Source organism: Reichenbachiella agariperforans (assembly GCF_900142205.1).
GTDB lineage: Bacteria > Bacteroidota > Bacteroidia > Cytophagales > Cyclobacteriaceae > Reichenbachiella > Reichenbachiella agariperforans.
In genome coordinates this window covers 187,058-213,369 of record NZ_FRAA01000001.1, presented here as the reverse complement: position 1 = coordinate 213,369, position 26,312 = coordinate 187,058, and the positions used below count along the sequence as shown (strand labels likewise).

At 44.1% G+C, this 26,312-nt stretch carries 9 protein-coding genes; 4 read left to right on the top strand and 5 right to left on the bottom strand.

The window, feature by feature from the left end; all coding sequences use genetic code 11:
* Positions 1-2 precede the first annotated feature (2 nt).
* Together BUB99_RS00790 and BUB99_RS00785 are read right to left on the bottom strand one after the other, a co-directional pair.
* Positions 3-959 carry a PorP/SprF family type IX secretion system membrane protein gene (locus BUB99_RS00790; protein ID WP_073118557.1) on the bottom strand — a complete coding sequence of 319 codons (957 nt, stop codon included), beginning with the start codon at positions 957-959 and terminating at the stop codon, positions 3-5.
* Entirely contained in the window at positions 959-16,852 is a 15,894-nt protein-coding gene (locus BUB99_RS00785; protein ID WP_073118555.1) for a PKD domain-containing protein, read from the bottom strand. The genes BUB99_RS00790 and BUB99_RS00785 overlap by 1 nt, the downstream gene beginning before the upstream one ends.
* A gap of 433 nt (positions 16,853-17,285) precedes the next feature.
* Here BUB99_RS00785 and BUB99_RS00780 point away from each other — a divergent pair, with 433 nt between their 5' ends.
* Positions 17,286-17,864 carry a hypothetical protein gene (locus tag BUB99_RS00780; RefSeq protein ID WP_139280834.1) on the top strand — a complete coding sequence of 193 codons (579 nt, stop codon included), beginning with the start codon at positions 17,286-17,288 and terminating at the stop codon, positions 17,862-17,864.
* 96 nt (positions 17,865-17,960) lie between these two features.
* Here BUB99_RS00780 and BUB99_RS00775 read toward each other — a convergent pair whose 3' ends face one another.
* Complete coding sequence (locus BUB99_RS00775; protein WP_073118551.1) at positions 17,961-18,320, bottom strand: hypothetical protein; 360 nt, start codon at positions 18,318-18,320, stop codon at positions 17,961-17,963.
* A gap of 218 nt (positions 18,321-18,538) precedes the next feature.
* Here BUB99_RS00775 and BUB99_RS00770 point away from each other — a divergent pair, with 218 nt between their 5' ends.
* The 3 genes from BUB99_RS00770 to BUB99_RS00760 all read left to right on the top strand — a co-directional run bounded on the left by BUB99_RS00770 (position 18,539) and on the right by BUB99_RS00760 (position 22,715).
* A complete protein-coding gene (locus BUB99_RS00770) occupies positions 18,539-20,482 on the top strand; it encodes an OmpA family protein (protein WP_073118549.1) in 1,944 nt (647 codons plus the stop codon).
* Positions 20,483-20,770: 288 nt separating this feature from the next.
* Positions 20,771-21,037: a hypothetical protein gene (locus tag BUB99_RS00765; protein ID WP_073118547.1), complete on the top strand. Its 267-nt coding sequence runs from the start codon at positions 20,771-20,773 to the stop codon at positions 21,035-21,037.
* A 79-nt stretch (positions 21,038-21,116) separates the two neighbouring features.
* Positions 21,117-22,715, top strand: coding sequence for a SulP family inorganic anion transporter (locus tag BUB99_RS00760; RefSeq protein WP_073118543.1), 1,599 nt, complete (start codon positions 21,117-21,119; stop codon positions 22,713-22,715).
* Between the two features lie 86 nt (positions 22,716-22,801).
* Here the strand turns inward: BUB99_RS00760 and BUB99_RS00755 are convergent, their stop codons facing one another.
* Together BUB99_RS00755 and BUB99_RS00750 are read right to left on the bottom strand one after the other, a co-directional pair.
* Positions 22,802-23,800 carry a hypothetical protein gene (locus BUB99_RS00755; RefSeq protein ID WP_073118540.1) on the bottom strand — a complete coding sequence of 333 codons (999 nt, stop codon included), beginning with the start codon at positions 23,798-23,800 and terminating at the stop codon, positions 22,802-22,804.
* Positions 23,788-26,307: a TonB-dependent receptor gene (locus BUB99_RS00750; RefSeq protein WP_170863698.1), complete on the bottom strand. Its 2,520-nt coding sequence runs from the start codon at positions 26,305-26,307 to the stop codon at positions 23,788-23,790. Before BUB99_RS00750 ends, BUB99_RS00755 begins: the two co-directional genes overlap by 13 nt.
* Between the last annotated feature and the right edge of the window lie 5 nt (positions 26,308-26,312).

The window sequence follows — 26,312 nt, the reverse complement described above, 5'->3', positions numbered from 1 at the left end:
GTTTAGAAATATCTAGGAGAGGTGACGTTGTTTTTCTTAAATTCTACGCGGTAGTTGAGCATGATCTCGTGTGTGCCCGAACTGACATTGCTGAGGTCGTTGAGGGTGTAGTCATAGGCATATCCGAACCTCAGGTCATCTGTCAGGTTTAGTTCTAGTAGAAATGCGATGCTTTCGTTAATGCGGTAGGATGCTCCGACCCAAATTACCTCGTCGATCAGCAAGTTGGCATTGATATCAAACTGCATGGGGGCACCTGATACATACTTGATTAATGCACTGGGTTTGATTTTGAAATGTGTTCCTAGGTCAAACAAGTAACCTCCTGTCAAGAACATGTGACGTTTGGCTTCTCCGCTTTTGTAGGTCAAGTTCGAGTCATCTATCTCGAAGGTATTGATGGTCGAGTTGAGAAGCGTCGGGAGGGAAAAACCTATGTAGTATCGATCCGAATAATAGTAAGCCCCTGTACCAATATTGGGTTTGAAAGGTTCTCTGACATTTTCACTCAGCGCCACATCATTGAGGTCAAAGACTGGGTTGAGTGAGGTGACATCTGATTTGAAACTCGAAAACCCAAGTTGTAGCCCCAGTGAGAGCGTGGCTTTTTCAAAATTGATTCGGTACGCCGCTGACACGAATGTTGAGAAGGTCTGTGATACGCCGATGTTGTCATTGTACACTTGCAGTCCCATGGCGATTTGATCTTTTTTGAGAGGTGCGTGCGCGGAGAACGTCTGCGTATTTGGTGCGCCATCTAGTCCCACCCATTGGTGGCGGGTGAGTGCTGTTAGGCTGAGTGTTTCATGACTCCCTGCATAGGCAGGGTTGAGCGCTAGGCCATTGAACATATACTGCGTGTACATGCCTTGCTGCTGCGCAAAGACAGCTCCAGACGCCATGATCATCAACAGGAATAAGGCTACTCGTAAAACGATATTTGATGGTTGCTTTCTCATTATCTTTTAATCACTACATAGCCCGACAATTGTTCATCTTCACCCTCGATCGTGAGGTAATAGAAATAGGTACCGTCAGGCAACTCCTTTCCATAAGGTACTAAACCAGTATTGGCAGTACCATTCCACACCACATTGACATTGTCATAGTCGGTGCCTTCATATACTTTCGTTCCCCACCTGTTGAATACCTGCACTTTGTTTCGTGCATAGAGTGGGTCATCGATGAGTGGTATTCTCCAGGTATCATTCGATCCATCGCCATTCGGGGTAAATACGTTTGGTATTACCAAAAGAGGTCCATCACAGTCGTCATACGCATCGAGGAAGTTAGGTATACCATCTCCATCACAGTCGCAGGTGAGTCCTGCTCCTGCATCACCTGTTTGGTCACACTCTTCGATATCAGGCGTGCCATCACCATCTTCATCATTAGATGAATCGAGGTAGTTAGGTTTGGTATCCTTATCTTCATCATCATCCTGAGGGTTTTGGTTGCCATTGACATCTTCCTCTCTAGTGGATAGCCCGTCACCATCATCGTCACTATCGAGATAGTTAGGGATGCCGTCAGCATCTGTGTCATCATTGGTAGGGTCACCATCAGCCTGTAACCATGTGACTCCATCGGTATCGAACCATTCGTAGCTGGCCAATTCTAGCCTACCAGTCGTGTTGATGTCTTCGTTGATGGTTAGTACCCAGTCACCATCATCGTCATTGTCGAGGTAGTTGACTAGTCCGTCTTGATCTGTGTCATCGTCTGTAGGGTTGCCATCTCCGTCTACATCTTCGATCATGGTCGGTACATTGTCTCCGTCATCGTCATTGTCTAGATAGTTGGGTATGCCATTTCCATCTGTATCATCATTGGTCGCGTTACCGTCTCCATCAGGGTCTTCAAGTAGGGTAGGGATGGTGTCGTTATCATCATCAGTATCTACATAGTCACGGACACCGTCTCCATCGGTATCTCGAGGATCACGAGACAGCGAGTTGGTGAATGTACCATCAGGCGTGTCATATACATCATCAATGCCATTGCCATCCAAATCCTGTCCGGAGGGAAGGATGTTGCCACTTTCGATCATATCGAGTACGCCATCATTGTCCGAATCGGTATCTAAATAGTCTGGCTGTCCATCTCCATCGCTATCGAGAGGGATCAAGACATTGTTGGTAGCATGTACACGACCACTGATGCCAAAATCCGTGTTTTTGTATTCGAAGAAATCAGCAATGCCATCATTGTCAGCGTCTTTGTCGAGGTAGTCTGGAGATCCGTCACCGTCTGTATCTATTGGGTTGGAGGGGTCTGAGCCTACTTCGATGATATCCAATATACCGTCATCATCAGAGTCGAGTAGTACTGCGGTGACTGAGATCGTAACCGTCGCATCATCACAAAGTGAGATCAGTGGTTTGGCTGGTGTGTCACAGACTTGGTATGTAAAGGTGTCGATACCATTGAAACCAGAGTTAGGCTGGTAGGTAAAGGAGCCATCTGTATTGAAAATCAACACACCGTCGGTTGGTTGTGAGGTAGCGGTATAGCTCATAGGGTCACCTTCTGGATCAGTGTCGTTGACAGAGACTCTACCTGCTACGAGGTTGGTACCGTTGGTATTGAAGGCATCATCCTGCGCGATAGGTGCATCGTTGATCGGGTTGACCGTGATGTTGATATCAGCAGCACTCGTTGCGAATAAGTCTCCATCAGAGCCATTCCATTCGAAACTCAAATCCCCACTGAAATTGGTAGCAGGAACGAATGTGAGGTTGGCTGCTTCGGCTATAGCATACTCTTGATCCACGAGTACAGTATCTGTATTCCACAATAGGAAGCCTTCTGTAGCGAGAGGAAGAGATTCGAAGCGTATAGTTTGCAGGGGTTCGTTTTCTTGATCAAAGAAACCATCTAGGAAATTGCTCTCTGCGAAAGTCAGTGTTACTTCTTCATCGGTAGATAAATCAATGTCTTCCACTTCAGGCGCATCTTCTACTTTGAGGATGTCGATTTTCATGGTATAGTTGTCGATACTCAGTTCGGTGTCTGTATCTCCAGAGTTGTCTTTAACCTTGAAGGTAAAGAAGTCAAATGGCTGACCGTTACCATCAAAGCTAGGTAGATATCTGAATAGGTTTCTATTTGGATAAGCTGTGCTAGTCACTACGTCTGATTGTGTGACGGGATTGGCCGAATAGAAAAGAGCACCCTTTACAGGTAGGCTCGTGATGACGACTCCTTGGAATGCATCGTTGTCTGGGTCTTCGAAGTAGAAATCGTTTTCGGTGAATACTGTTAAATTATCTTCTAGACCTGACACAGTAGCGTCTTGACTGATCGGATTACATCCCACATCTGCTAACACAGGTGTCATATTTACATCCGAAGCACAGTTGGTGTCATCATCTTTGTATGCAACTGATAGTACTTCGTAGTTGCCATCCTGCGTTAGGCTATTGGTAGTTAGTGCTGCTGTTCCAGTTGAACTAGTAGTGACTTCCTGTGTAGCCGTTGTACCATTGTTGTCATAGCTGATGGTATACTGCGTACTAGCTTCCAGTCCTGTGATTGTGAGTATCGGTGCATTGGCTCTACATATAGGACTTTCTATGTCTAGAGCGACATTGGAGACATCAGGTAGATTATTCACTGAAAATGAAGTAGAAGTGGATACTTGATCCTCGGTACAGCTTAGATCAGTGCTGTAGGTGATTTCAGTCAAGTTTACAGCGTAACTCCCAGTAGCCGTTAGCAAGGTTTGATCGATACTAAAAGTAGTCGTACCGCTATTTACTGTGATAGCCTGTGACTGAGAGGATGTACCATCAGGTCCTACAAGATTGTATTGGATCAAATAGCTGCCATCTGCTAGAGTTGTCGATGTACCAGTGACGGTTGCATCGACTCCTTCACACACATTGTCAATAGATATTTGGAAATCTTGAGGATGTGGTTTTTCTAAGACTTCCAAAGTCGCCTGAACATCCAGAGGTAGTCCACATTGTTGTCCGTCCGTGAACTTCAGGTTAGATAAAGAAATGGTTGTCAACCCTGGGTTTTGCACAAAGGTCTCTGGGAGGGTGACTTGCACATTGCCTGTGCCAGAGGTGACTTGACCCACGATCGCGCTTTCAGCTTTTGTATTGGCGCCATATAGCTCGTAAGTCAATTCGTAAGTGCCATCGACTAAGTTGCTCGTGAAGATTAGGTCTACAGGCTCGCCTTCACAAGTGTTTTGAGTGATCATCGCTAGGTTCGTGATGTTAGGTAGGTCTTCGATGATGAATTTATCAGCTATACTGAGGTTATTCATATTACAAGCGTTTCCTGTGCTATTGGCAACAGCTGTTATGGCGAAAGTCATTGCACCAGGTACAGGGATGTCATCAGTTGCTACCGTGAAGCTACCTGACCCGTCCGAAGCAATGGTCACGAGTTGTGTTCCTGCAGCGGCATTTGCTCCGTAAGTGACATAGGTAAAATTGTAGTTTCCTGCTGGTAGTGTGCTTGTGATATTGATTAAAGCATCTTGCCCTTCACAGATATTAGCCACTTGAATGACCATTTGGGAGATTATAGGGTTGGCTTCAACATCGAAAGAGGTTTGTGCCAGATTTGTACCTGTTGCTTCACAAGACTGCCCTGATTCGAATCGAATGGCAGTGACGGTGACGGTTGTAGTACCCGCATTGGTGAGTTGACTGGCAGGGATGTCAACATCCCCCGAACCATCTCCGCTGTTGATCGTGACTTCTCCTGAGTAGCTGCCAGTATTGGCACCAGTGAGCGTGTAATCAAAGAAGTAGTCTGCATCTACGAGAGAACTGGTGATGTCTACTTGCCCATTTTCTTCCAAACAGATGTTGTCTACGGTTAGATTTAGTCCTGTTTCGTTAGGTAGGTCTTCAATGATAAATGCGGAGGTGGCTGATAGTCCTGAAACTGAGCAGCCCATACCTAAGGTGAAGTCTATTTCCGTAACTGTAATACTGGTGTTACCAGAGCTGGTGAGTTTTCCGCTGAGGACATATAGATTTCCTTTGCCCTGCCCATTGATGATGACATTTTCTGTATTACCAGTGCTAACGTTGGCACCACTGATGTTGTAGGTGAATTCATAAACGCCAGCGGAGAGGTCACTTGACACCTGTACTGTTTCTCTTGAACCTAGACATATATTGCTAGTCGATAGGTTCAGATTAGAGGTTATAGGTGCATTGCGTGCATATAACGTAATTTCGTCCGAGTCCAAATCACATCCTGTAGTCGTAGATAGGTTCACATGGAAGTTTTGTTCATTCCATGCTGATGCATCACTAATTACCAAATCAGCAGTGTTAGCCCCCGTGAAATCCACACCGTCGCTCAGAGCCGTACTGCCTCTATACCATTGGTAGTCTATGCTGGTAGTCCCTTCATTGGTCGCTACGACGGATAGGGTAGCACCTGCATTACATGTGTACTGATCTTGCGGTTGTGTGGTGATTTCTAATTTGTCGACTTGTACAGTGGCCATGTCAGTCAGGGTCGTTTCACCACAACTAGCATTGTTACTATCTAGTATGTTTGGTGTGGCTTTGACGACATAAGTGATGGTAGCGTCTGGTCGATTGGTAAAGGTTTTGCTTGTCCCGTCACCAATAAAGATTTGACCGGCAATAGGAGTGCCGCTGTTATCATAGAGTTCATAGCGGACATCTGTTTCCGTATTCGCAACGGTGATGGTGACGAGATCCCCTGCGCATACATCCGTTGCATCAGCGGTCACCGTCAAGGCATCACTTGGGTTAGCTATCACCGTGGCATTAGAGAGGTCTGATATTTCCAAAGTATTGCCACAATAGGTAGGTGTAGTATCCAATATTGGTGTAGCGAGTATATTGAAAGCAACATCTGTAGTACCTACTGCAATACTGTTGAAGTTAAGTTTACCTCCATTACCTGTTTGTGCAGAACCTGTTGGGGTGTCAGTAGTGTTGTCTCTCAGTTGATAACTCACATTGTTTTGTGAGTTGGTCATCGTGATATTGACTGTATTGTCATCCTCGCAGAATAGCGGATCAGAGAGGATCTGACTAGATATGCTAGGGTCTGGTACGATTAAGAAGGATGCAGATACAGTACCAACTGCTGTGTTGCAAGCTAGTGCATTATCGACAGCTACGTCAGTTATTGTGACGACTGTTGTTCCATTGGTGCCTAAGTTGGCACTAAGTATATCAAATGACCCATCACCTGACCCGTCTATTGTCGCTATGGAAGATAGTGATGCAGTGTTGGCACTTGTCAAATCATAAGAAACGGTATATGTACCAGCGGCTAAACTGCTACCTGAAATATTCACTTCTGCATCTGAACCTGGACAGATGTTATCTATGGTAATGTCGAATATCGTTAGGTCAGGATTAGCGGATACATTGAAGGTGGATTGTACGCCAGGATCATCGGCACATGTACCCCCTAAGCTGATTTCGGTGAAATCAATAGTGTATTCGTCTACATCTGCTATCAATGATGCATCTACAATGAAGTCTCCCGTTCCAGCATCGCCAGAAGCAAGTGTAACAGTAGTGTTATAAGTGGCAGGTGTGCCTGATGAAGTAGGCGTGATGGTGTATTCTAAGCTGTACGTTCCATCCAATAGATTGCTGGCCGTTAGAGATACAGTGGCATCTTGTCCTTGACAAACATCATCACTAGACAGAGTGATGCCTGATACATCTGGTGTAGACATTACAGTGAGTGTCACTTCATTCGAGTAGCTCTCACATTCAGCAGTAGTTACTTTTAACCTATATTGATTAGTAGTCAAACCAGTTACATTCGTGATGGTTAGTACCTGTGATGTCACATTTTGATAGACACCTGCCTCAGAGAGATCCGCATAGCCACCTCCGTTGTCTTCTTGCCACTGGTAGGTCGTTGTACCACTAGGGTTTGTGACTTGCGTCGTGAATTGAACTGGAGATCCATCACAGATCGTTGCGTCCATAGGTTGTACGTCAAATGTGATAGGCCCTTCTACGACTACAGCTGTACTGCTAGTGAGTAGTTCGGTATCACAAGTGGTTGATCCACCTACATAAGGCGTAGCGGTGACACGGTAATTTGTCGTGCTCGTAGGTGATTGGATAGGGAAGTTCTGCGACCCTGATACTCCTTGAATGACTGCTCCTGCTATATTGACTGCATTGGCTTGGAGCTGATAGGATACTGAAGCATCGGCATTGTCTAAGTTGACCGTTACATCTTCACCTGCACATATTTGAGCATCAGAAGTACTCACAGTGATGGTATTGGTCACTGGTACAGGTACTATGGTTATGTTCGTGCTAGAAAGCTCGACGCTGGTACAGGCTTGATTTGCTCCCAAGGCATAAGCTATAAGGTTATAAGTACCAGTAACCATGGGAGTAGGGGATAAGTCAAATATCAGTTCGCTCGCTATAGCATCTGTACTAGATAGCGAATCACTTACGCTGACTCCATCCGCATCGCGTTGGATATAGTAATTAAAGCCTGTTTGATAGTTGGTCAAAGTGATGCTGACGGATTCACCGATACATACTTGAGGTGAAGTTAGCGTTTCGCCAGATAATACTGGGTTTTCTAAGACGATAAAGTCTGTTTCATCTTCCGCTGTGACATTACATTGTTTGCCGGAGGCATAGCGTATGTTGGTTAATTCGAAATCGGTACTGCCACTATTGGTTAATTGATTTGCTGGGATGTAAGCCGTACCTGTTCTGCTACTCATCGTGAGAGTAGTAGTTTGATCGCTTGCCGTATTAGCCCCTGAGAGGTTATAAATGACTTGGTAATTGCCGTCTGCCAAACGACCATTGAACACGATTTCTCCATCCGAACCATAACAAATATCGGTACCGTCAATAGATAGGTTTTGCGTATTTGGATTTGCTTCTATTTCAAATGTAGAGGCGGCAGAGAGCCCGAATACACTACAAGCTTGGCCGGATTCATAATCTACTTTTGTGACTGTGACGACTGTAGTGCCTATGTCACTGATTTGCTCGCTAGGAACTGTGAAAGAACCTGACCCATTGCCGCTAGTTACCGAAACGATGGCTTCAGTAGGTCCAAAATAGTTGCTGCCAGTGATTGTGTAAGTGAATTGATAAGATTGGTCGGCGAGTTGGTTGCTCGTGAAATCTACCACCAAATCTTCTCCTGCACACACATCAGTGGTGGTGAGTGCTAGATCATCTGTGTCTGGCAATGCAGTAATACTTAACAGTGCTGCATCAGTATATAACTCACACTGCGCAGTGGTGATTTTAAGTCTGTAGTATCTCTGGTCAAGCCCTGTATTGTTGAGCACTTGCAGGGTTTGGGTATTTACACCAGCGTATACCGCACCATTTGATATATTGTTGAATGTCGTATTGTTAGCACTGGATTGCCATTGGTAATTTGGAGTTCCTCCATCACCCTGATTGTCTATATCTGTAGTGAAGGCTACTTTTTGACTCGAAGAGCAAATTGTTACATCGTCGGGCTGAGCATTGATGACGATAGGGCCATCGACTTGGATAGTCACCAAATCCAATAATTGGATACTGTTACAATTGTTGGCATCACTGTCTTGAGTGGTTGGAGTCGCTAGTACGGAGTAAACGGCTGATTTGGAAGGTACGCCTGCATAAGACTGATCTGTGCCATCACCGACCAATACAAATCCATCGACAGCTATGCCATTGGCACGGAGCTGATAACTCACGCCGACTTCTGTATCCTTGATTGTGATCGAAGCTTCATCTCCGAAGCATGCGATCGGCGTATCGCCTACTACTTCTAAGTCTGCGGTAGGTGTTGAAATCACCGTGACAGTAGCTAGATCCGCCAGTACTACGCCAGTACAGTTAGTAACCACAGATGAACTAGCGAACACACTGTAGTTGCTATTACTCGTAGGAGTGATGGTAAAGAATATATCACCACCGTTACCTTGAAGGGGCAAGCCTACATCGTCACCATCAGAATCTCTTAGTTGATAGCTGACATTGGTTTGTGAATTGTGCAAGGTTAGTTGTCCACTGTTTCCCTCACATACAGTTAAGTCATCTAGCGTCGGGGTAGCTCCATCAGGTGCACTGATTACGGTCAGTTGAGTATTGGCATTAACTGCTGTGGTCGCACATTGCTCATCAGTAACGTATTGTACTTTGGTGATAGAAATCACGGTTGCACCACTGCTACTCAAGCTGGTACTCGGGATGGTAAAAGTGTCTTCTCCACCAATCGTAGCTACATCTGCCGTAAGTCCAGTAGCGGTGTTAGCACCCGATAAATCGTAAGTGAAGGTGTAAGAGCCGTCCACGAGATTGCCAAATACATCCACTACTGCGTCATTACCAGCGCAGATATCATCTGCTACGACACTGAGTCCAGTCACATCTGGGAGTGGGAAGACAATGAAGTTATCTTCTGCGGTAGCTACCGAACCACAACCTTGCCCAGTACTGTAGTCAACTTGGGTGATAAAGAAGGAGTTGTTTCCATCGTTGGTGATCAAGTCGGCTGATACATTGAAATTCGCAGTTCCTCCTGTCACAGTTATATTTTCTACTGTTTCATCACTTACGGTGTTAGAGATTGTGATGTCATAGGTGAAGTCATAGATTCCGTCCGAAAGCCCAGTGACAGTTACTTCTGCTTCTTCTCCCAAACACAAGTCGTCGACCGATAAGGCAAACCCCGCCAAATCCGGTATCGTACCTAGATTGAGTTGGGCTGGGTCAGAATTTTCCTCACACGAACCGATACTGGCAATGAGTTGGTAGTAGTTGCCATCTAGTCCTGTCGTGTTTAGTATCGATAGGTTTTCTGTTTGTGTCCCAGTATATACCGCACCATCACTAAGGTCTGTATAAGTGACGTTGTCTGTACTGACTTGCCATTGTAATTCGGGTGCGCCACCGTCTCCGTTGTTAGAGACTTGGGATACAAAGGAAGTAGCTGTGCCAGAGCATAGGGTCTGGTCAGTAGGTTGCTGATCAAATGCGATCGGTCCTACTACTATAATTCCAATGGATTGGGACAACTGGATAGTCGCACAATCAGCCGAGAGAGAGTTTTGCGTACTAGGCGTAGCTTCTACTGTATAGACTGCGGAGGCTGCCGGTGTGTCTGTGAAAGTCAGCGGTGTGCCATCTCCAGAGATAGGTGTTCCTAGTGCTACACCATTCTTTTTGGCTTGATAGGTGACGTCATCTTCTGTAGCTATCGTGAAGGTGATTTCTTGCCCTTCGCATACCTCAGCGTCTGAAGCTGTAAAATCTACGCTGGCATCAGGGATAGGGATGACCACTGCATCTGCATTGTCGGACATGATCACAGTTTCACAACCTAAAACTAGGGTAGAGGTTGCAGCGACATAGAAGGTTGTATTGTTTACGATGGATATCGAAAAAGTAATATCCGAGCCCGTACCAGCTACAGGTAGTCCGACCAAAGAACCATCAGCTAAAGCCAATTGATAGGATACATTTAGCTCAGAATCACTGAGGATGATCTCTCCAGCATCACCAATACATATTACCGGATCGCTGACTGTTTTTTGGCTAGGGATAGGTGCGACAGTTGCTACGCCAGTATCTTCTAAGAGGTAATAGGGACAAAGACCACTATCGGCCGCATCATTGTCACGCGCGTATACTTCATATATAGTTGTCGTACTAGGAGCAGGAATGCCCGAAAAGGTAAGAATTCCTCCATTACCAGGAACATCTGCTTCAATGTAGCTAGCGGATCCTTGTTCTTTGATGCTATAGTTGACGTTGAGTTCTGAATCCGTAACGGTAAATATTAGGTCTGGAACAGATGCTGCTACAGTTACTTCTTCTTCGCAATACTCGAAATCATTGACGACTAGGGTGGCGTCAGTCTCGGGCGTAGGACGTACCGTCACAGTGGCTTGATCTGTGAGGACAAATTCCGCACATAAACCAGCATCACCAGTTAGGGTAGATTGTGCGACTACTTCGTAGACTTGGTCTGTAGTGGTACTGACAGTGAAACTGACCGTACCTCCTGTACCATTGACTTGCGTGGTAGTACCTGTAGCATCCGTGTCATCTTCTAGTCTGATGGTGTATAGTACATCTACCTCAGAGTTGTCCAAGTTGACAGTGGCATCATCTCCTTCGCAGATAGTAGGGTCACTTACGGTCAGGTCGATCGCTGGCGTTGGGATGATGGTGACTTTGGATTTATTGGTGAGTTCGATACCGTCGCATAGGGCGGGAGTTCCATCTGTGGAGGTCGAGGTAGCGAGTACGTTGTAAAGAGTCGTTACACTTGGTGCTGTGATGTTAAATGTCAAGTCTCCGTCAGTGCCTTCTTGTGCTGCACCTACATTAATATCTCCTAAGTCTTCACGAAGCTGGTAGCTTACGCCACTTACCGCATTAGAGACAATGATGTCGACTGTAGTAGGGAGTGTTTCTTCACAAATCGTAGGGTCGGATACTGCTAGACTATTGTCAGGAGTAGGGATGATGTCAAATGACCCAGTGGTGTTTAGAACTTTTCCACAAGCGCCATTTTGTACGGTAACTTGGTAGTTGAATGTGCCAGAACTAGGTAGTTCGCTAGATGGGATGGTGAGTAAGAGGTCAGTGCCGTCACCAGTGCCAGTAGCTACTACCTTGTTGCTCTGATCTGTGTTTTGGATTTCATAGGTATAGCCGTCTTCTGCTGATGCGATAGTGACTTGACCGTCGTTACCGTTACAGACATCTCCGAATTGTGTCACTATTAGATCTAAATCAGGTACAGCATTGATGTCTAGTGTATTGCTCGGGAAGTCGCGAACACATATCCCATTGGTGACTTGGATCACAAAATCAAATTGGGTCTCCCCATCAGGTAAGTCAGCTTCTGCGACTGTGATGTTGAGGTCACTGCCATTTCCAGTACCCGTACCGACGACTGCATCGCTCGTGTTGAGTACTTCATAGGTATAGCTAGATTCTGAATTTTGAATGGTAATTACAGCGTCTTCATCGTCACATACCGCTGGGGCAAGTACTGTGAGGTCAGTTTTGGGTGCTTGGGTGATGTTGATTTCTAAACTTTCACTAGTTACACTACATGTGCTCGTGCCTGTAGAGGTAGCTATTCGTCTAAAGTAGGTGGTACTAGTGAGAATACCAGGTGCATAACTCTCACTGGTCGCTCCACTTATATCAGAGAAATTGCTGTCATCCGAACTGCTTTGCCATTGGTAGGAGTAAGTGCCAGATCCTGCTCCACCTGCTACAGCAGTAGCGGTGAGTGTGCCTGGATCTGTGTCCGAGCATTCAGCAATATCTGGGTCAATTACATTTCCTGTTATTTCATCTTGGACGGTGATAGTAGCAGTGTTGGAGTATTCTTGTTCGCAAACCCCACTTTGAACGGATACACGGAAATAAGTAGTGCCAGTTAGGTCACTGTAAGTGTAACTGTCTGAAGTGATACCAAGGGAAGTAGCCGTACTAAAGTCTGCATTGGTATCCGACTCCCAATCCAAAATCTCTCCTCTGTAGGCTTCTAAGACCAGTCGGAAAGTATTGTTGCCATAACATTCGTTTTGATCCGAAGACAATATTCCAGATAAAGTGCTCGGATCAGTAACCACTGTGAACATGCCTGATACAGCTGTACAATTGAGAGACGTAGTGATGCGCTGATAGTATTTGGTCGTGGTAGCAGTAGGATTGCTAGCGGTGATCGTGTAGTCTTCTCCATCATTGATGCCAGGAGCATCAGACCAAGTACTTTGATTGGAACTGACTTGCCAGAGGTATTGATAAGCTATGCTTGTTTCACCTCCTGTTGGGGTATTAGCATCAAGTGTAGGCGTTTCTCCTGCGCATATCTCTGTACTAGTGCCAGGCGTGTCGTCACTCAGTGCGCCGACGATCTCGATAGATTGAGTGGTCGTGCCATCACAACCGAGTTCGGTAGTGAGTGTCAAAGAGACTTGATAAGTACCAGTAGAGGCGTAGCTGTGACTAGGGTTTTTATCGGTAGAGGTTGTCCCGTCACCAAAATCCCATAACCAGTCTGTAATCGCATAGCGATCATCGATTAATCCACCGTCCGTTTGCGTTTTGTCTTGAAATTGAATTGCTACATTTTGGCATGTTTCGTTTTGTACGGAGTTGGAGGTGAAAACAGGTTCTGTATCATGACTGATGATGAGTTCCGGTACTTCAGGTACGTATACGAAAGCACCACATGCATCTGGACTTGCTGGATCATCTGCGATGGTTAGCTTTGGTTTGAAAGTTCCAAAGGTCTCATATTGATGTGTGACGACTACTGGATTGCCACTATTTGGATTCATTGCATCTGTAAACTCTTCTTCATAAACAACTGTCCCGTCCCCGAAATCCAAACGCAGAGACTTGGTGTCGCTAAGGCCAGTTATGGTAAATGTCGCTTCGGGATATTGATTGTCATCCTCATTGATACACACTTGATCTAGTATATAGCTAAAATCGTCATACTGAGGGCCATCTACTGTCACTACTGCCGTCTCAGTGACGGTAATTTGACAACCACCAGCACTGACAGTCGTCAGTGTGACGTCATAGGTGCCAGGATAGATGTAGATAAAGGTAGGGTTTTGCTCTGTGGAGGTAGAATTGAATTGATCTCCGAAATCCCACAGCCAGGAAACAGCGTCTACGGACGTGTCTTCAAAAGTAACTTCTAATGGAGCACAGCCCGTCTCTGTGACAGCAGGAAAAGAAGCATTAGCCTCATAGATTTCAAGATCTTGTGTGGATATATCCATACATCCGTCCTCATTGGTGATGGTGAGGGTTATGGTTTTTGTACCGATTGTAGCATAGACCACTGATCCAGGGTTTTGACCAGAGAAAGTCGCTGGCGTAGCACCATCTCCGAAATCCCATTCCCAGTCGCTTATATTACTTAGTCCACTGGTGTTGGATTGATCAGTGATGGTAATGCTCTCAGTGATACATTTGTTTTCACTCCCTATACCGAAGTTTGCATTAGGGTTTGGAATGGCTATTTCATCTGTTTTAATCTCTGTATCTACACAGCCAGCATCATCGGTGACGGTCAAAGAGATCGTTTTTAATCCTGTAGTAGCGTAACTAACCTCTATCGGGTCTTGGTTGTCAGTACTGACTGTTGGAGGATTGGCTCCTTCATCAAAATCCCACTCCCAGCTTATATTTGTATTGCCATTGGCAGTACTGTTGCTGGTGAACGTGAGGCTTTCTTCTGGGTCTAAGCACTGAACATTGGGGTCGGCATTGTCCGAAACAATTGAGAAGTCCGTGATCGGACCACGGACATCAATATAGTCTGTTTGGGTAGCTACTTTTACAGGGCACCCATTGTTTTCATTCATGGATAATGTCACGGTCTTTAGTCCAGGAGAGGAATAAATAACAACAGGTGGGGTAGCGCCATCGTAAGTGGCCGGAGTAGCGTCAGCCCCAAAGTCCCAGCTATAACTAGGCGTAGCAGCTATGGAGACGGATCGGTTGACAAACTGCACTTCATCAGCGTCATAGCATACGATCAAGTCTGATGTAGTGAAGTTAGGGATCGCAAAAGTTACGGGTATGACAGATGAATAAGTGTCTATGCATCCACTGGTATTGTTTTTGACATAAAGGACAATGGTGTAGTTGCCTCTTTTGGTGAATTGGTGTGTCGTACTAGGGTCACTTCCAACGGTAAAGGCTGTGTTGTCTGGTCCAGGTTCTAGACTGCCATCTCCAAAATCCCAACGGTATTCATCTACTCCTTCACTCAAATTAGCACCATCTAGTGCCGTGAATACAATATCACTGGCAGCAAAGCATTGACCTAAATCTGGATACTCAAATCGTGCAACAGGATAAGTGATATTGATGACATCTGTAGCGACATTAGAAGGGCAACCATCACTAAAGGCAGTAAGTGATACTGTGTAACCTCCAGATGGTGATCCATCTTCCGTATCATCTGAGTAGGCATGAGAGGGGTTGTTAAGGCTGGGGTCTTCTAGCGGATTTCCACTGACGATAGTGCCGTCCCCAAAATCCCAAATTACACTATCAATAGGTTGTGTACCGATATCGTTGCGTGAGGAGGTACTGTTAAAGCTGATAGCTGTGTCTACACATTCTGTATTCTTGGAAGAAGTGAAAGTAGCAGTCGGAACATAGCCCCGTTCTACTGCATCTTGGTATACGATGGTGTTAGTACATCCATCGGAGGTTTCTATAGTTAGTGCTACGTCGAATTTACCTTCCTCATTAAAAGGGATGTCTTCTGCTAGAGGACTAGAACCTGTTTGGTCTATCGTTCCATCGTTCTGAAAGTCCCAACTATAACTCACTATAGTGTTACTGCCAGTAGGAAGTGTGTTCGTTGAGCCGCTTGCGTCGAAACTAGCAAGATCACCGACACAGCCATAGTGGCCTTCGGAGACTTCTATGGCAGGTTTAGGGAACTCTACTAGAATTGAGGAGAATATTCCTTGGTTTTGACATCCCTCAGCAGTTTGCACTTGTACTAGGATATCATATAGTCCTTCCGAAAGGTAAGAGTGTGTGACAGTACCTGTCGATGTACCTGTGTCAAAATCAGGTGTAGTGCCATCATAGTCAAAATCCCAGTAGTATTTAGTGCCAATGGTGTTAGTTGAGATAGTAATCTCTTCTCGATCACAGAGTTCCTCTTTGCTGACACTCACTACAGGCTCACCTATGTTATTTACTATGATTAGGTCTTCTTGTGCAGTTGTTTCTTGACAGCCATTGCTAAATGTGACAGTTAGAGCAACGGTGTATGGACTGCCTGTGTCGTCGCTGTAGGCGTATACAGGGTTGGGTTCTGATGCGGTATTGCCATCTCCGAAATCCCAATGATAGATGCCAGGAGTGCCTCCTAGTCCATCTGTAACAGTGCTGGTGAACTGAATGTCTTCTCCAACACATACTTCAGATTTGTCTGAGACGAAAACAGCAACATTGTTTTCAAAACTGAGTGTTTGATTACTTTCATTGCTACATGAACCAGGGCTATTTGTGACTTCTAGGCTAATGTCATAATCTTTTGCAGTGGGAAGAGTGATGATAGGGTTTTCATCTGTGCTTGTTTCTATTACAGTTGAGTTACTAAGGTCAGTGACAGTCCAGAGGAATAAGTTGATGCTGGAGGTGGGGTCTGTGGAGGAGTTGGTGAGCTGTACGTCCAACGGAAAGCTGCATCCTTCGTCATAACTATAGGTGAAACCTGATGTTGGTTCTGGATAAATACTAACTGCGTTGGGTAGTACGTAGGATGCTGTACACCCATTTGCATCAAGTACACCGACTACTACGTTGAAAGAACCATACCCACTATAGGTATAAGTAATGTCTCCATTGTTGCCCTCACTAGCATATAGCCTAATGGGATCTTTTGCATCCCCAAATGACCAGTCCCAAGCTACAATTTCTCCTCCATTTACTGGAGGAACTGCACCTGTGTAGTCGAACGAAACATCTAAAGTTGAACTGATACACCCTGAATCATCACCTCCATCAACTATGAATTCAGGTTCTGGCTTGGCATAGATAATAATTTCTTGTTGGCTTGATTCAGCCCCTCCATTGATCGTTAAGGTTACTGTGTAGTTTCCTGGTTCTAGATAGGTAGTTCCTGCGGTAGCACTAGTAGAGACTGGTTCTCCATTTCCGAAATCCCAGCTGTAATCAGTGATGTCTGTGTCGTCATCAACTGAGAAGTTGACTGATGTAGCCCCACAGCTTTCGTTATTTGATAAATCGGTTGTGAAATTTGCTGATTGTGCAAAAGAGGCTAGGCTGGTAAACAGAGCCAGAGTGCTGATGGTAAGGCGCTTTAACATCTAGGATTAGGTGATCAGTTTGGTTTGGAATACAGTAATTAATTTAAAAGTAGTATGAATATTTATAAAATGGTATTTATCAAATCTCTTTTATCAAAGACAAAGGAGGTGCTTTAACTCGAGTCTTTTTTATGTATTCATTTTCAGTTAGTTATGTATTGTTGGGGTGGTTAAATCTTTACGTTATAAAAAGGGCTTATGTCGTTTGATTGAAGAGTAATTAGCCATGAAGCTCTTCACATGAAACGAATCTCACAAAGTGGAATGAGTAAGTTGATTAATCAGTGCGATAGGGAATAATTTGATTAGTCTACCGTATGGTATAAAACGGTTGTCTATAATCTAGAAAAAACAACAATGACACACTAGGTTCAAAGTCTCCTATATTTAGAGCCAAAATACTCAGTTCTTCGGTTAAATTGCAACTATGAATATGGAGCAGAAAACAATCGATATCCCTAAGGTCTTTCACTGTGATTATACTGGAGGTCCATTTCAGAAGTGTATTCAGTGTGAGATGAAACTGTATGAAGGGGATGTTCCTTATTTGATCGAAAAGGCATTGAAGCCCTATGGAAGCTATGAAGCCTATTCTACGATATTTGAGTACGCTGTGTGTTTGGGCTGTGCAGACAGTATGAAGTCGATGTTGTCCAAGTCATCTTTGGCTAATCTGATGAACTATTTTCAACAGCACGTGGATTTCTATGCACATAGAGCGCATTTGGTGGCGCAGGAGGAATATGATCCTATGAAATGGATAGAAAAGTGTCTGGTGAGTAGAAGAGACGTTAATGAATTGGCTGAGTGTCAGATTTATGCTAGTTGCCAAGGTGACCAGTTGGTGTTTTCGGAGTTTCCATATATGATTTCTGGACCTGTACTTGATGAAGTAGTAGATCTATTATCAGCTGAAACGAAGGATGAGTTGGATAATTATAGAAAGGAAATAGTCGACGGTCCTTCTGAGTTTCAAGATTTGCTAAAGTCGGGTCCTAAAGTTTTTGTTTGATCGTGTGATAATAACCTGTTGGTTCTCTTCTCTTTGGGTTGAATTGAACTAGATGCCATTTTGATATACTGATGACTCTGCCTTGGGGTAGTTTATTCACATCAGCATACTGAGTGATATGGATTTTAGATATTTTTCGTCTTCTTTTAGATTTTCTATTTCATCGTTTTTTAATAGCTCTTCAATTTTCTGGATAGACTTGCTTAGTTCTTTGTTGAGTGATTTTAGAATATTCAAATCTCGCTGGAGATCATTTTTCTTATCTAGGTTAATTCCAATCTCAAAAACCATACTGTACATGTTGGCGATGGGTCTACGTAGAAAGTGTGAGATGTTGAATTCTATTTGTTGTCGAGGGAAGCTTTTGTGAATAGGATGGATGAGATTAAACAAGGTTTTAATGGGAGTGCCAGTAGTGAATAAGTTTTTGATGGGGCTGTTTTCATGGTGTTTCATCTCAGTAAGTGTTTAGCATTGTGAGTATTGGAGACTCCTGTTTGGGTTATGTTGTTGCTGAGATTATTACAAGCATGATGCCAGTTTTAATTAGCTTTTGTCTCATTCGATCAATGAGGGGTGAACTTCGATGAATGATGATAAAATAGAGTTCAAGTCAGATAACCTTCTTTTTTACATCAAATCTTCTAACTTTAACTTGAATTAACACAATTAGAATGAAACAAACAATCAGTTACTATCTATTCATATTTAGCTTTCTATTGGTGTCGGGTGCTATGGCACAGACTACCAGTCTGGACGAAGCGTTTAAATCTGCCTATAAAAATGGCGTGAAAGCGTATAAAGCAGGAGACTACAAAGGTGCAGTCGATCAGTTTCAGGAAGCACTGAAGTATAGAAGCAGTCATGAGAACTCATGGTACTATGCGGGGATGGCTTTTGTCAATGATGGCAACCCAGAGCGTGCGATCTACTGTCTCAAGCGACTGGAAAATATCAACCCTGACTACAACCCGTGGGTCTATAGCTACATAGGTAATGCCTATTTAGATTTGGATGACTTGCGTAAAGCAGAGGATTATTATCAGAAATTTTATGATAACCTACCTAAAGATCCTAAGGGCGTTGCTACGCTACATTTAGCAAGGAATAGGATTGAGTATGCCAAAAGAAGTCCTGAGATTCGTGCGTCTAAAAATAGCGATGATCAGCCGCTTCCATTAGCGAATGTCAATAGTAGCCTGCACGATTATACACCGCAGGTCAACCCAACAGGAACGCGACTGTATTTTACGAGTGTTCGTCAGGGGGGATTTGATTATATCAAGGACAGTACTAGGTTGACGAACTATGGTGAAGATGTATACTACTCTAGCTATGAGAATGATGTATGGCAGAAGCCAGTGCTTATGCCAGAGCCTATCAATTCTATGTCAGATGATTTTGGGTCTTCATTTACAGGTGATGGACAAACCATGGTTTATGTACGATGTGGTACGGATGAGAGTATCGGAGGGTGCGACCTCTATATTGCGTATTTAGAGTCAGGTCAATGGTCAGAACCTAAAAATATGGGTAACGTCGTGAATAGCGGCGCGTGGGATTCTCAACCGACTATTAGTTCGGATGGTACACGAATCATATTCTCTTCTACCCGAGATGGTGGATATGGTGAGTCAGACTTGTATGTCACTTCTCTCAATCAGTACGGAGAGTGGGGGATTCCATCTAACCTAGGAAGTACGGTCAATACGCCGTTGAGTGACAAGAGTCCATATTTGGCCTCTGACGGTAAGTCGCTTTACTATGCGACAGAGGGACATCCTGGATATGGAGAATCAGATATTTTTTATAGCTTATTTGACAATGGTAAGTGGGGGGTTCCTATCAATGTAGGTGCACCTATTAATTCATCAGGTGATGATACCAACTTTAGTATCTCTGCTTCTGGTATGGGGTACTTTGCTTCGTCTCGTCTAGATGCGGCCAACTATGATATATTTGAGATGGAGTTGCCAGATCACCTGAAACCAAAACCGTCTATGGTAGTTCAGGGTATCGTGTCTAACGCGAACACGTCCGCTCCAATAGGCGCAGTGGTACTAGTGGAGGATATGGTCACAGGAGAGCTGATTGCGCTAAATAAGAGTAATGATGAAACAGGTGAATACTTGATCGTATTGCCAGCAGGTCGTAGCTATAGCGTATCGGCTACCAAGGATGGCTACTTCTTTTATTCTCAGAGCTTTGACCTACCAGATGACGCGAGTTATGCTGAGATCACCAAGGATATCTTGCTCGAACCTATTGAGAAAGGGACGAAAGTGGTCTTGAACAATATTTTCTTCGAGTCAGGTAGAGCAGAATTGAAACCGATCTCTTATGTCGAACTCAACAAGGCAGTACAGTTGCTCAAAGACAATGGCACTATGGTCATCGAGGTAGGTGGGTACACTGATAATGTTGGGTCTGATGAGCTGAACCTCAAACTGTCCCAAGCCAGAGCAGATGCAGTGGTAGCTTATATGGTGCTGGCAGGTGTAGAACAGGAGAGACTAAGATCCAAAGGATATGGTGAGTCCTCGCCGATAGAGGACAATGCTACAGAAGAGGGTAGAAAAGCCAATCGTCGGACAGAGTTTGTGATCGTAGAATTCTAAACGATAAAAATATTCTAAACTTAAGGACTGCCAATGACTTAACATTGGCAGTCCTTTTTGTTTCTGCGCTTTCTAAAGTGGATACTAAAGAGACTGGTTAGGTTATTAAAAGTTAAGCGAAATTACGTATTGTCAATGTGGTGAATGTTTGACTACATTTGACGATGTAACCTAATGCAGTTGTTTAGAGTTACAAAAAAGTAACTATTGGATCATTTTCTATTTGTGAGTAAAAATTCTATTTCATATCAAGTACAAATCATACTCATTGGGTTTTGTTGCCTTTTTATGGTCAAAACCGTCGTGCCGTATTTGACTACTAACGATGATCGTGTGGTGATTGAGAGTTCAGATTTAGAAGAAAAGGAAAGTGAAGAGAAAAGTGAGGAAGAAGTAAAAGAAAAGATTAAGCTGGATAAGTTACTCAACTGTAGCTTTATCCTACCCAATCAATATTTAAGCATTGATCAAGCGGAAGGTAGATATCTATTCTATCTATCACAGCATTTTCATACCGTGATCAGCCCACCTCCAGACGCCCAGTCTATAGGCTGATGTAGTCATATAAGCACCTGTTTATATTGATCAATTGATTTTTAACTTGCTTTGGATAGCAAAACAACCTTTTACTTTAATGAACCATTCAAAAAAGTCAGGATTTCTGGCACATATTGGCAGTGATTTACCCGCCAGTTTAGTTGTATTTTTAGTTGCAGTACCTTTATGTCTTGGGATAGCCTTGGCCTCTGGAGCTCCTTTGTTTGCGGGAGTCATAGCGGGTATCGTCGGCGGGATCGTCGTAGGGACGATCAGTGGATCGAGTCTGGGTGTCAGTGGTCCAGCTGCAGGTCTGGCTGTAATCGTACTCAACGCCATTACAGATCTAGGTAGTTTCGAAAATTTCCTCTTAGCAGTAGTGATTGCAGGTGTAATGCAGGTACTCTTAGGTATAGCCAAAGCTGGGGTGATTGGTTATTACTTACCATCCTCAGTTATCAAAGGGATGCTGTCGGGGATAGGTGTGATTATCATCCTAAAACAAATTCCTCATCTTGTAGGGTATGATTTGGATCCAGAAGGTGATTTGGACTTTTTTCAACCCGATGGTCACAACACCTTTAGTGAAATCCTTTATGCCCTAAATAACTTAACACCGGGCGCGGTTGTTATTGGTTTTTTAGGTTTAGCTATTTTGATACTCTGGGATAGACCTTTCATGAAGAACCTGAGCTTTACCAAATTCGTGAATGGACCATTAGTAGTAGTAGCGACGGGTATTGCGCTTAATGTGGTATTTGATGGAATCCCTTTCTTTTCGTTACACGGAGAACATGTCGTCAATATACCTGAGTCAAAGTCTTTTGATGAGTTTCTAGGTTTATTCACCACACCAAATTGGAGTATGATAGGCGAAAAGAAAATATATATTGTGGCTTTGACTATTGCGATTGTAGCGAGTTTGGAGACATTATTAAGTGTAGAGGCAGCGGATAAGATAGATCCAGATCGTCGAGTTACTCCTACGAACCGCGAGTTAATAGCACAAGGTATCGGTAATTCTATTTCTGGTTTGATTGGTGGGTTGCCAGTTACGCAAGTGATCGTAAGGAGTTCTGCTAATGTGCAGTCTGGTGGTAAAACCAAGCTGTCTGCGATCATGCATGGATTTTTTCTATTGATATGTGTCGTGGGGATACCGCATGTGTTGAACCTGATTCCGTTAGCGAGTTTGGCTGCAGTACTGTTGATCGTAGGGTATAAGCTTGTCAAGCCAGCGATGTTTAAGCAAATGTACAAGACGGGCAATGCGCAATTCTATTCCTATATAGTTACGATTCTAGGCTTGGTGTTTACGGATCTTTTGATTGGAATAGGTCTAGGGCTAGCGGTTGCGATTATGTTTATTCTTTGGAATAATTTCAAAACGCCTTATCATTTCAACCCGAATCAAGTGAAGCCTGGTGAGCCGATCAAGATTGTGCTTTCTGACAATGTGACTTTCCTCAACAAAGCGAGTTTTATCAAGACGTTTGGTATGATCCCTAACGATAGTGAATTGATCATAGACGCTACTAGAACGCAGGATATACATTGGGATGTCATGGAGGTGATCGATGATTTTAAGATTAGTAGCAAGACCAGAGGCATAGACTTGAAATTGGTAGGGTTCGAGACAGTGAACCTGACTGATGTCGAAGGAGAGCTGCAAGAGCGCCTAGAAGACGAGAAGTAAAATAGGAATGGCATCACATCGTTGCTTACAAAAAAGGTCTACTGAGATATCAGTAGACCTTTTTTGTGTTATGAGATGTAGCCAGCTTAGTAGTAGTGATTCTCATCTTCTGGGTCATACTCTTTACCTCTGAGAATATTGATTTCTTGGTTTTTACTCTGGGTTATCTTAACGGCTCCTATGAATAGCCCTACACCATTTTCTACATTGGTGACGGTGATAGGGAGAATCTCAGTGCTGTATAGCTGATAATAGTCAGCATAAATAGGTTCTGGGATGATGATTTCATAGTTGATTTCAACTGACATATGCCCATTCTCGAAATCCTCTTCACTTTGAGCAATGACAAAATTTGTATTGTTGATAACGAGCTGATCAAACCCATAATAATTTTCTCCCAAATAGTACTTGTCATAGTTATTATAGGTGAATAAGTCGCTTTGAAACCAAGATGGGATATGAACATTCCAGTCGCTATCAAACAAGGTAAGTTCCCGTGTAGAATATGAGGCAGCATAAGTAAAATCTGGCACTTGTGGTAGTGTCGATTGTACTCTTGCAGATCCTGCCCAAATCGTACTATCTATGTGGGTATATCCGTCAGATGCAGTATCGGAAGGGATGGTTTTGGTTAGCCTACTTTCGTCTAAGGTCACCGTGTCCGTTATGCTAGAGGTAATATTTTTCTCGTCAATAGTGGGTACGATGGCCGTAGCTTGAGCCGTTCGATTGTCATGTGTGACTATAATATTGAATACATCCCCTTGTGAAACAATTGCTTCTGAAACACCTTGATACAGCCCTTGGCCAATTTGTCGGGTAGGGATTGGCTTGCCGTTCCATGTTAACCTTACCTCTGCATTATCTAGCATAAAATCCGAACTATCCAGTAGAATCATGTCTTGACCTGGTAGGTTGACGCTTTGCCCAACTGTGATGGTTGGCAGTGATTCGCTAGCAAAAAATACAGCTTCAATATGCAACACTGAGGGCTGTTTAGAGTCGATGATTGCCTCGGACTGACAGCTCCATATAGTCCCTGCGAGAATGAATAGTGGAGCTATGGTTTTTCTTAGTCTTTCCATTTTTGATCTTTTCCTAATCCGATTCTTAAACTAATGACTGGCATGATAGGCATCTGACTGATGTATTTGTTCTTGGGGAAAGCCCTAAATTTACCGTTTGGTAGGGCTTCTAAAGATGTGCTCGGCATGATTGTCAGTACATTGAATTGATTGTATGCGTTGATGATGTTGAGGGAAACTTCTGTACGGTGTTTGAAGAATCTTCGATTTTTCCAAGTCAAATTGAGGTCGAGTCGATGATAGGCGGGTAACCTAAAGTTATTGTATGAGGTCGTGACTTGAATATCACCTGCTTGATCTCCGATTCCCAGCGGATCGGGGTTGTTTAGATAGTTTTGCGTCGAGAAGGTGAGGGGCTGCCCTGTTTTGTAATTGAATAATGCACCGAGACTCCAGTTTTTAGCAAAGTCCCAATTGACGAAGGCCTGTATGTCGTGCCGCTTGTCCACTCTCGACGGGAACGGGTTTCCGTGATTGATTTCCTCAAAGGTATTGTAGGCCCATGAGAGTGTGTAACCTAGCCATCCAGTGATGTCTCCTTTGGTTTTGTTGAGCATGAACTCTACGCCGTAGGCTTCTCCCGTTCCGCTAATCGTCTCTCTGGTGAACTCAGGGATCAAACCATTGGTGTCAAGTGCCTTTGACTGCTGCTCAATGCTAAAATTGAGTAGCCCTGTTTGTGTTTTGTAGTACCCTTCTATACTGAATAATCCCACTTTTGGGATTTGATAGCCAACGCCTACCGTGAAAGTCTTACCAAGGGCGGGAGGACGGTTGTCGTTACTCCAAAACCACCGGTCCGCGGGGATACGCATAAAGTCCAGGCTCAAACTCTGTAGGTATTGGGAGAAGTGCCCATAGCCAGCGCTAAACATGAGCGACTGGGTGAGCTGATAGTTGATGTTGAGACGTGGGAGTAAATGGCTGTAATGCCCATCTGAAAAATACTGATAGCGCAGGCCAGGATAGATGGATAGCTTTCCAATAGCGTAGGTAGCACTCAAATAGGTGCTGATTTCGTGGCTATTGGTGACCGCAGTATCACCGCTGATATTGTTCAGAATCAATTCAATGGTAGGATTTCCGTCTTTGTAGTCAGATTGGTTTCCATTGAAGCCATATTGTTGTTCCTTGTTGATCTTACTCTCGGTAAAGGAGTGGTAGAGCCATTGTGCGCCCGTTGAGATCGATAGCTGATCGGATAGAAAAAAGGTCAAGTCTTGTTGGGTACCATAGTCTGTGAAATCCTGCGTGAAATGCTGGTCAAACAATTCTCGTGTCACTATTTGGTTGCTTTCAGTCCTGTAGATGAAATTTTCATCATTATAGTAGTATTGATTGTCCGCTAGGTACCAACTGGTAAAGAAGTGAGAAGTAGATTTGATGTGTTCGTTCTCCTTTACTAGTTTGACTGATCCAGTGACGTTTCTCCAGCCATATTTGATATTGTTGTCAGAGGAGGTTGTTGCCCCATCTGGTAATTGGCTTTGTGAGTAGGGGTCATCATCAGGGGTGTAATAGTTGTTCGCTACCAGTTGATCATTGCCATAGAAGACCCCGGTTTCGATTCTAGTCTCTGGAGTGAATTTGTGAACTACCTTTAGATTAAAATCGAAAAAATTGTAGCGGTTTTTGTATTGGTCTGTAGGCGTTGATAAGATGGGGTCGGATATCCAAAATATAGGGTCAAGATAAGTGCGTCTACCGCTAACCAAGACCGAGGTTTTTTGATTGATGGGTTTGCCATAGGAGAAAGAGGCACTAATCGGGCTGATGGTGAGGTAGCCCGCGCCGTTTCTCGTATCTCCTTTTTGCAGTTCGATATCCAGAACACTGCTGAGGCGGCTACCATATTGCGCAGGGAAGATGCCTTTGGTCAATTCGACCCGATCGATCGCTTCGGTATTAAATGCACTAAACAAGCCAAACAAGTGCCAAGGGTTGTAGACGGGGACACCATCCAGCAGAATCAGGTTTTGATCATTGCGACCACCTCTGACAAAGAAACCACCTGTGAAATCCGTTTCTGTTTTGACTCCTGGTAGGTTTTGAATCATACGGATTAGATCAGGCTCTCCCAGCATTCTGGGGACATTGATCAGGTTCATCTCCGAGATATTGATGGTGCTGAGTTTGGCTTGTTGCATCTGCACGGATGTGATGGCGGATTCTTCTACTATTACGTCTTGTAGTTCCTGAGTGTCTGGAGTCATGACGAGGGTTAGGTCTTCACCAAGCGGAAATGCGATCTCTTGCTCCAGGGTGACATAGCCTAGGAAACTAACCCGACAGTGGTAGCTGCCGTCAGGGATGTCCTTGGTAGAGATGTGCCCAGAGATATTGCTAACACCTCCTTTCTCTAACTCTTTCAGATAGAGGGTTGCACCATAGAGCGGTGTTTGGTACGCATCGTTTTCGACGATATGTACACTGTGCTTTTTCTGTGCATGGGCAAATGTGCTTAGGCAGGAAAACAGTATTAGGGATAAAGTGGTTTTTAAATTCAATTTTC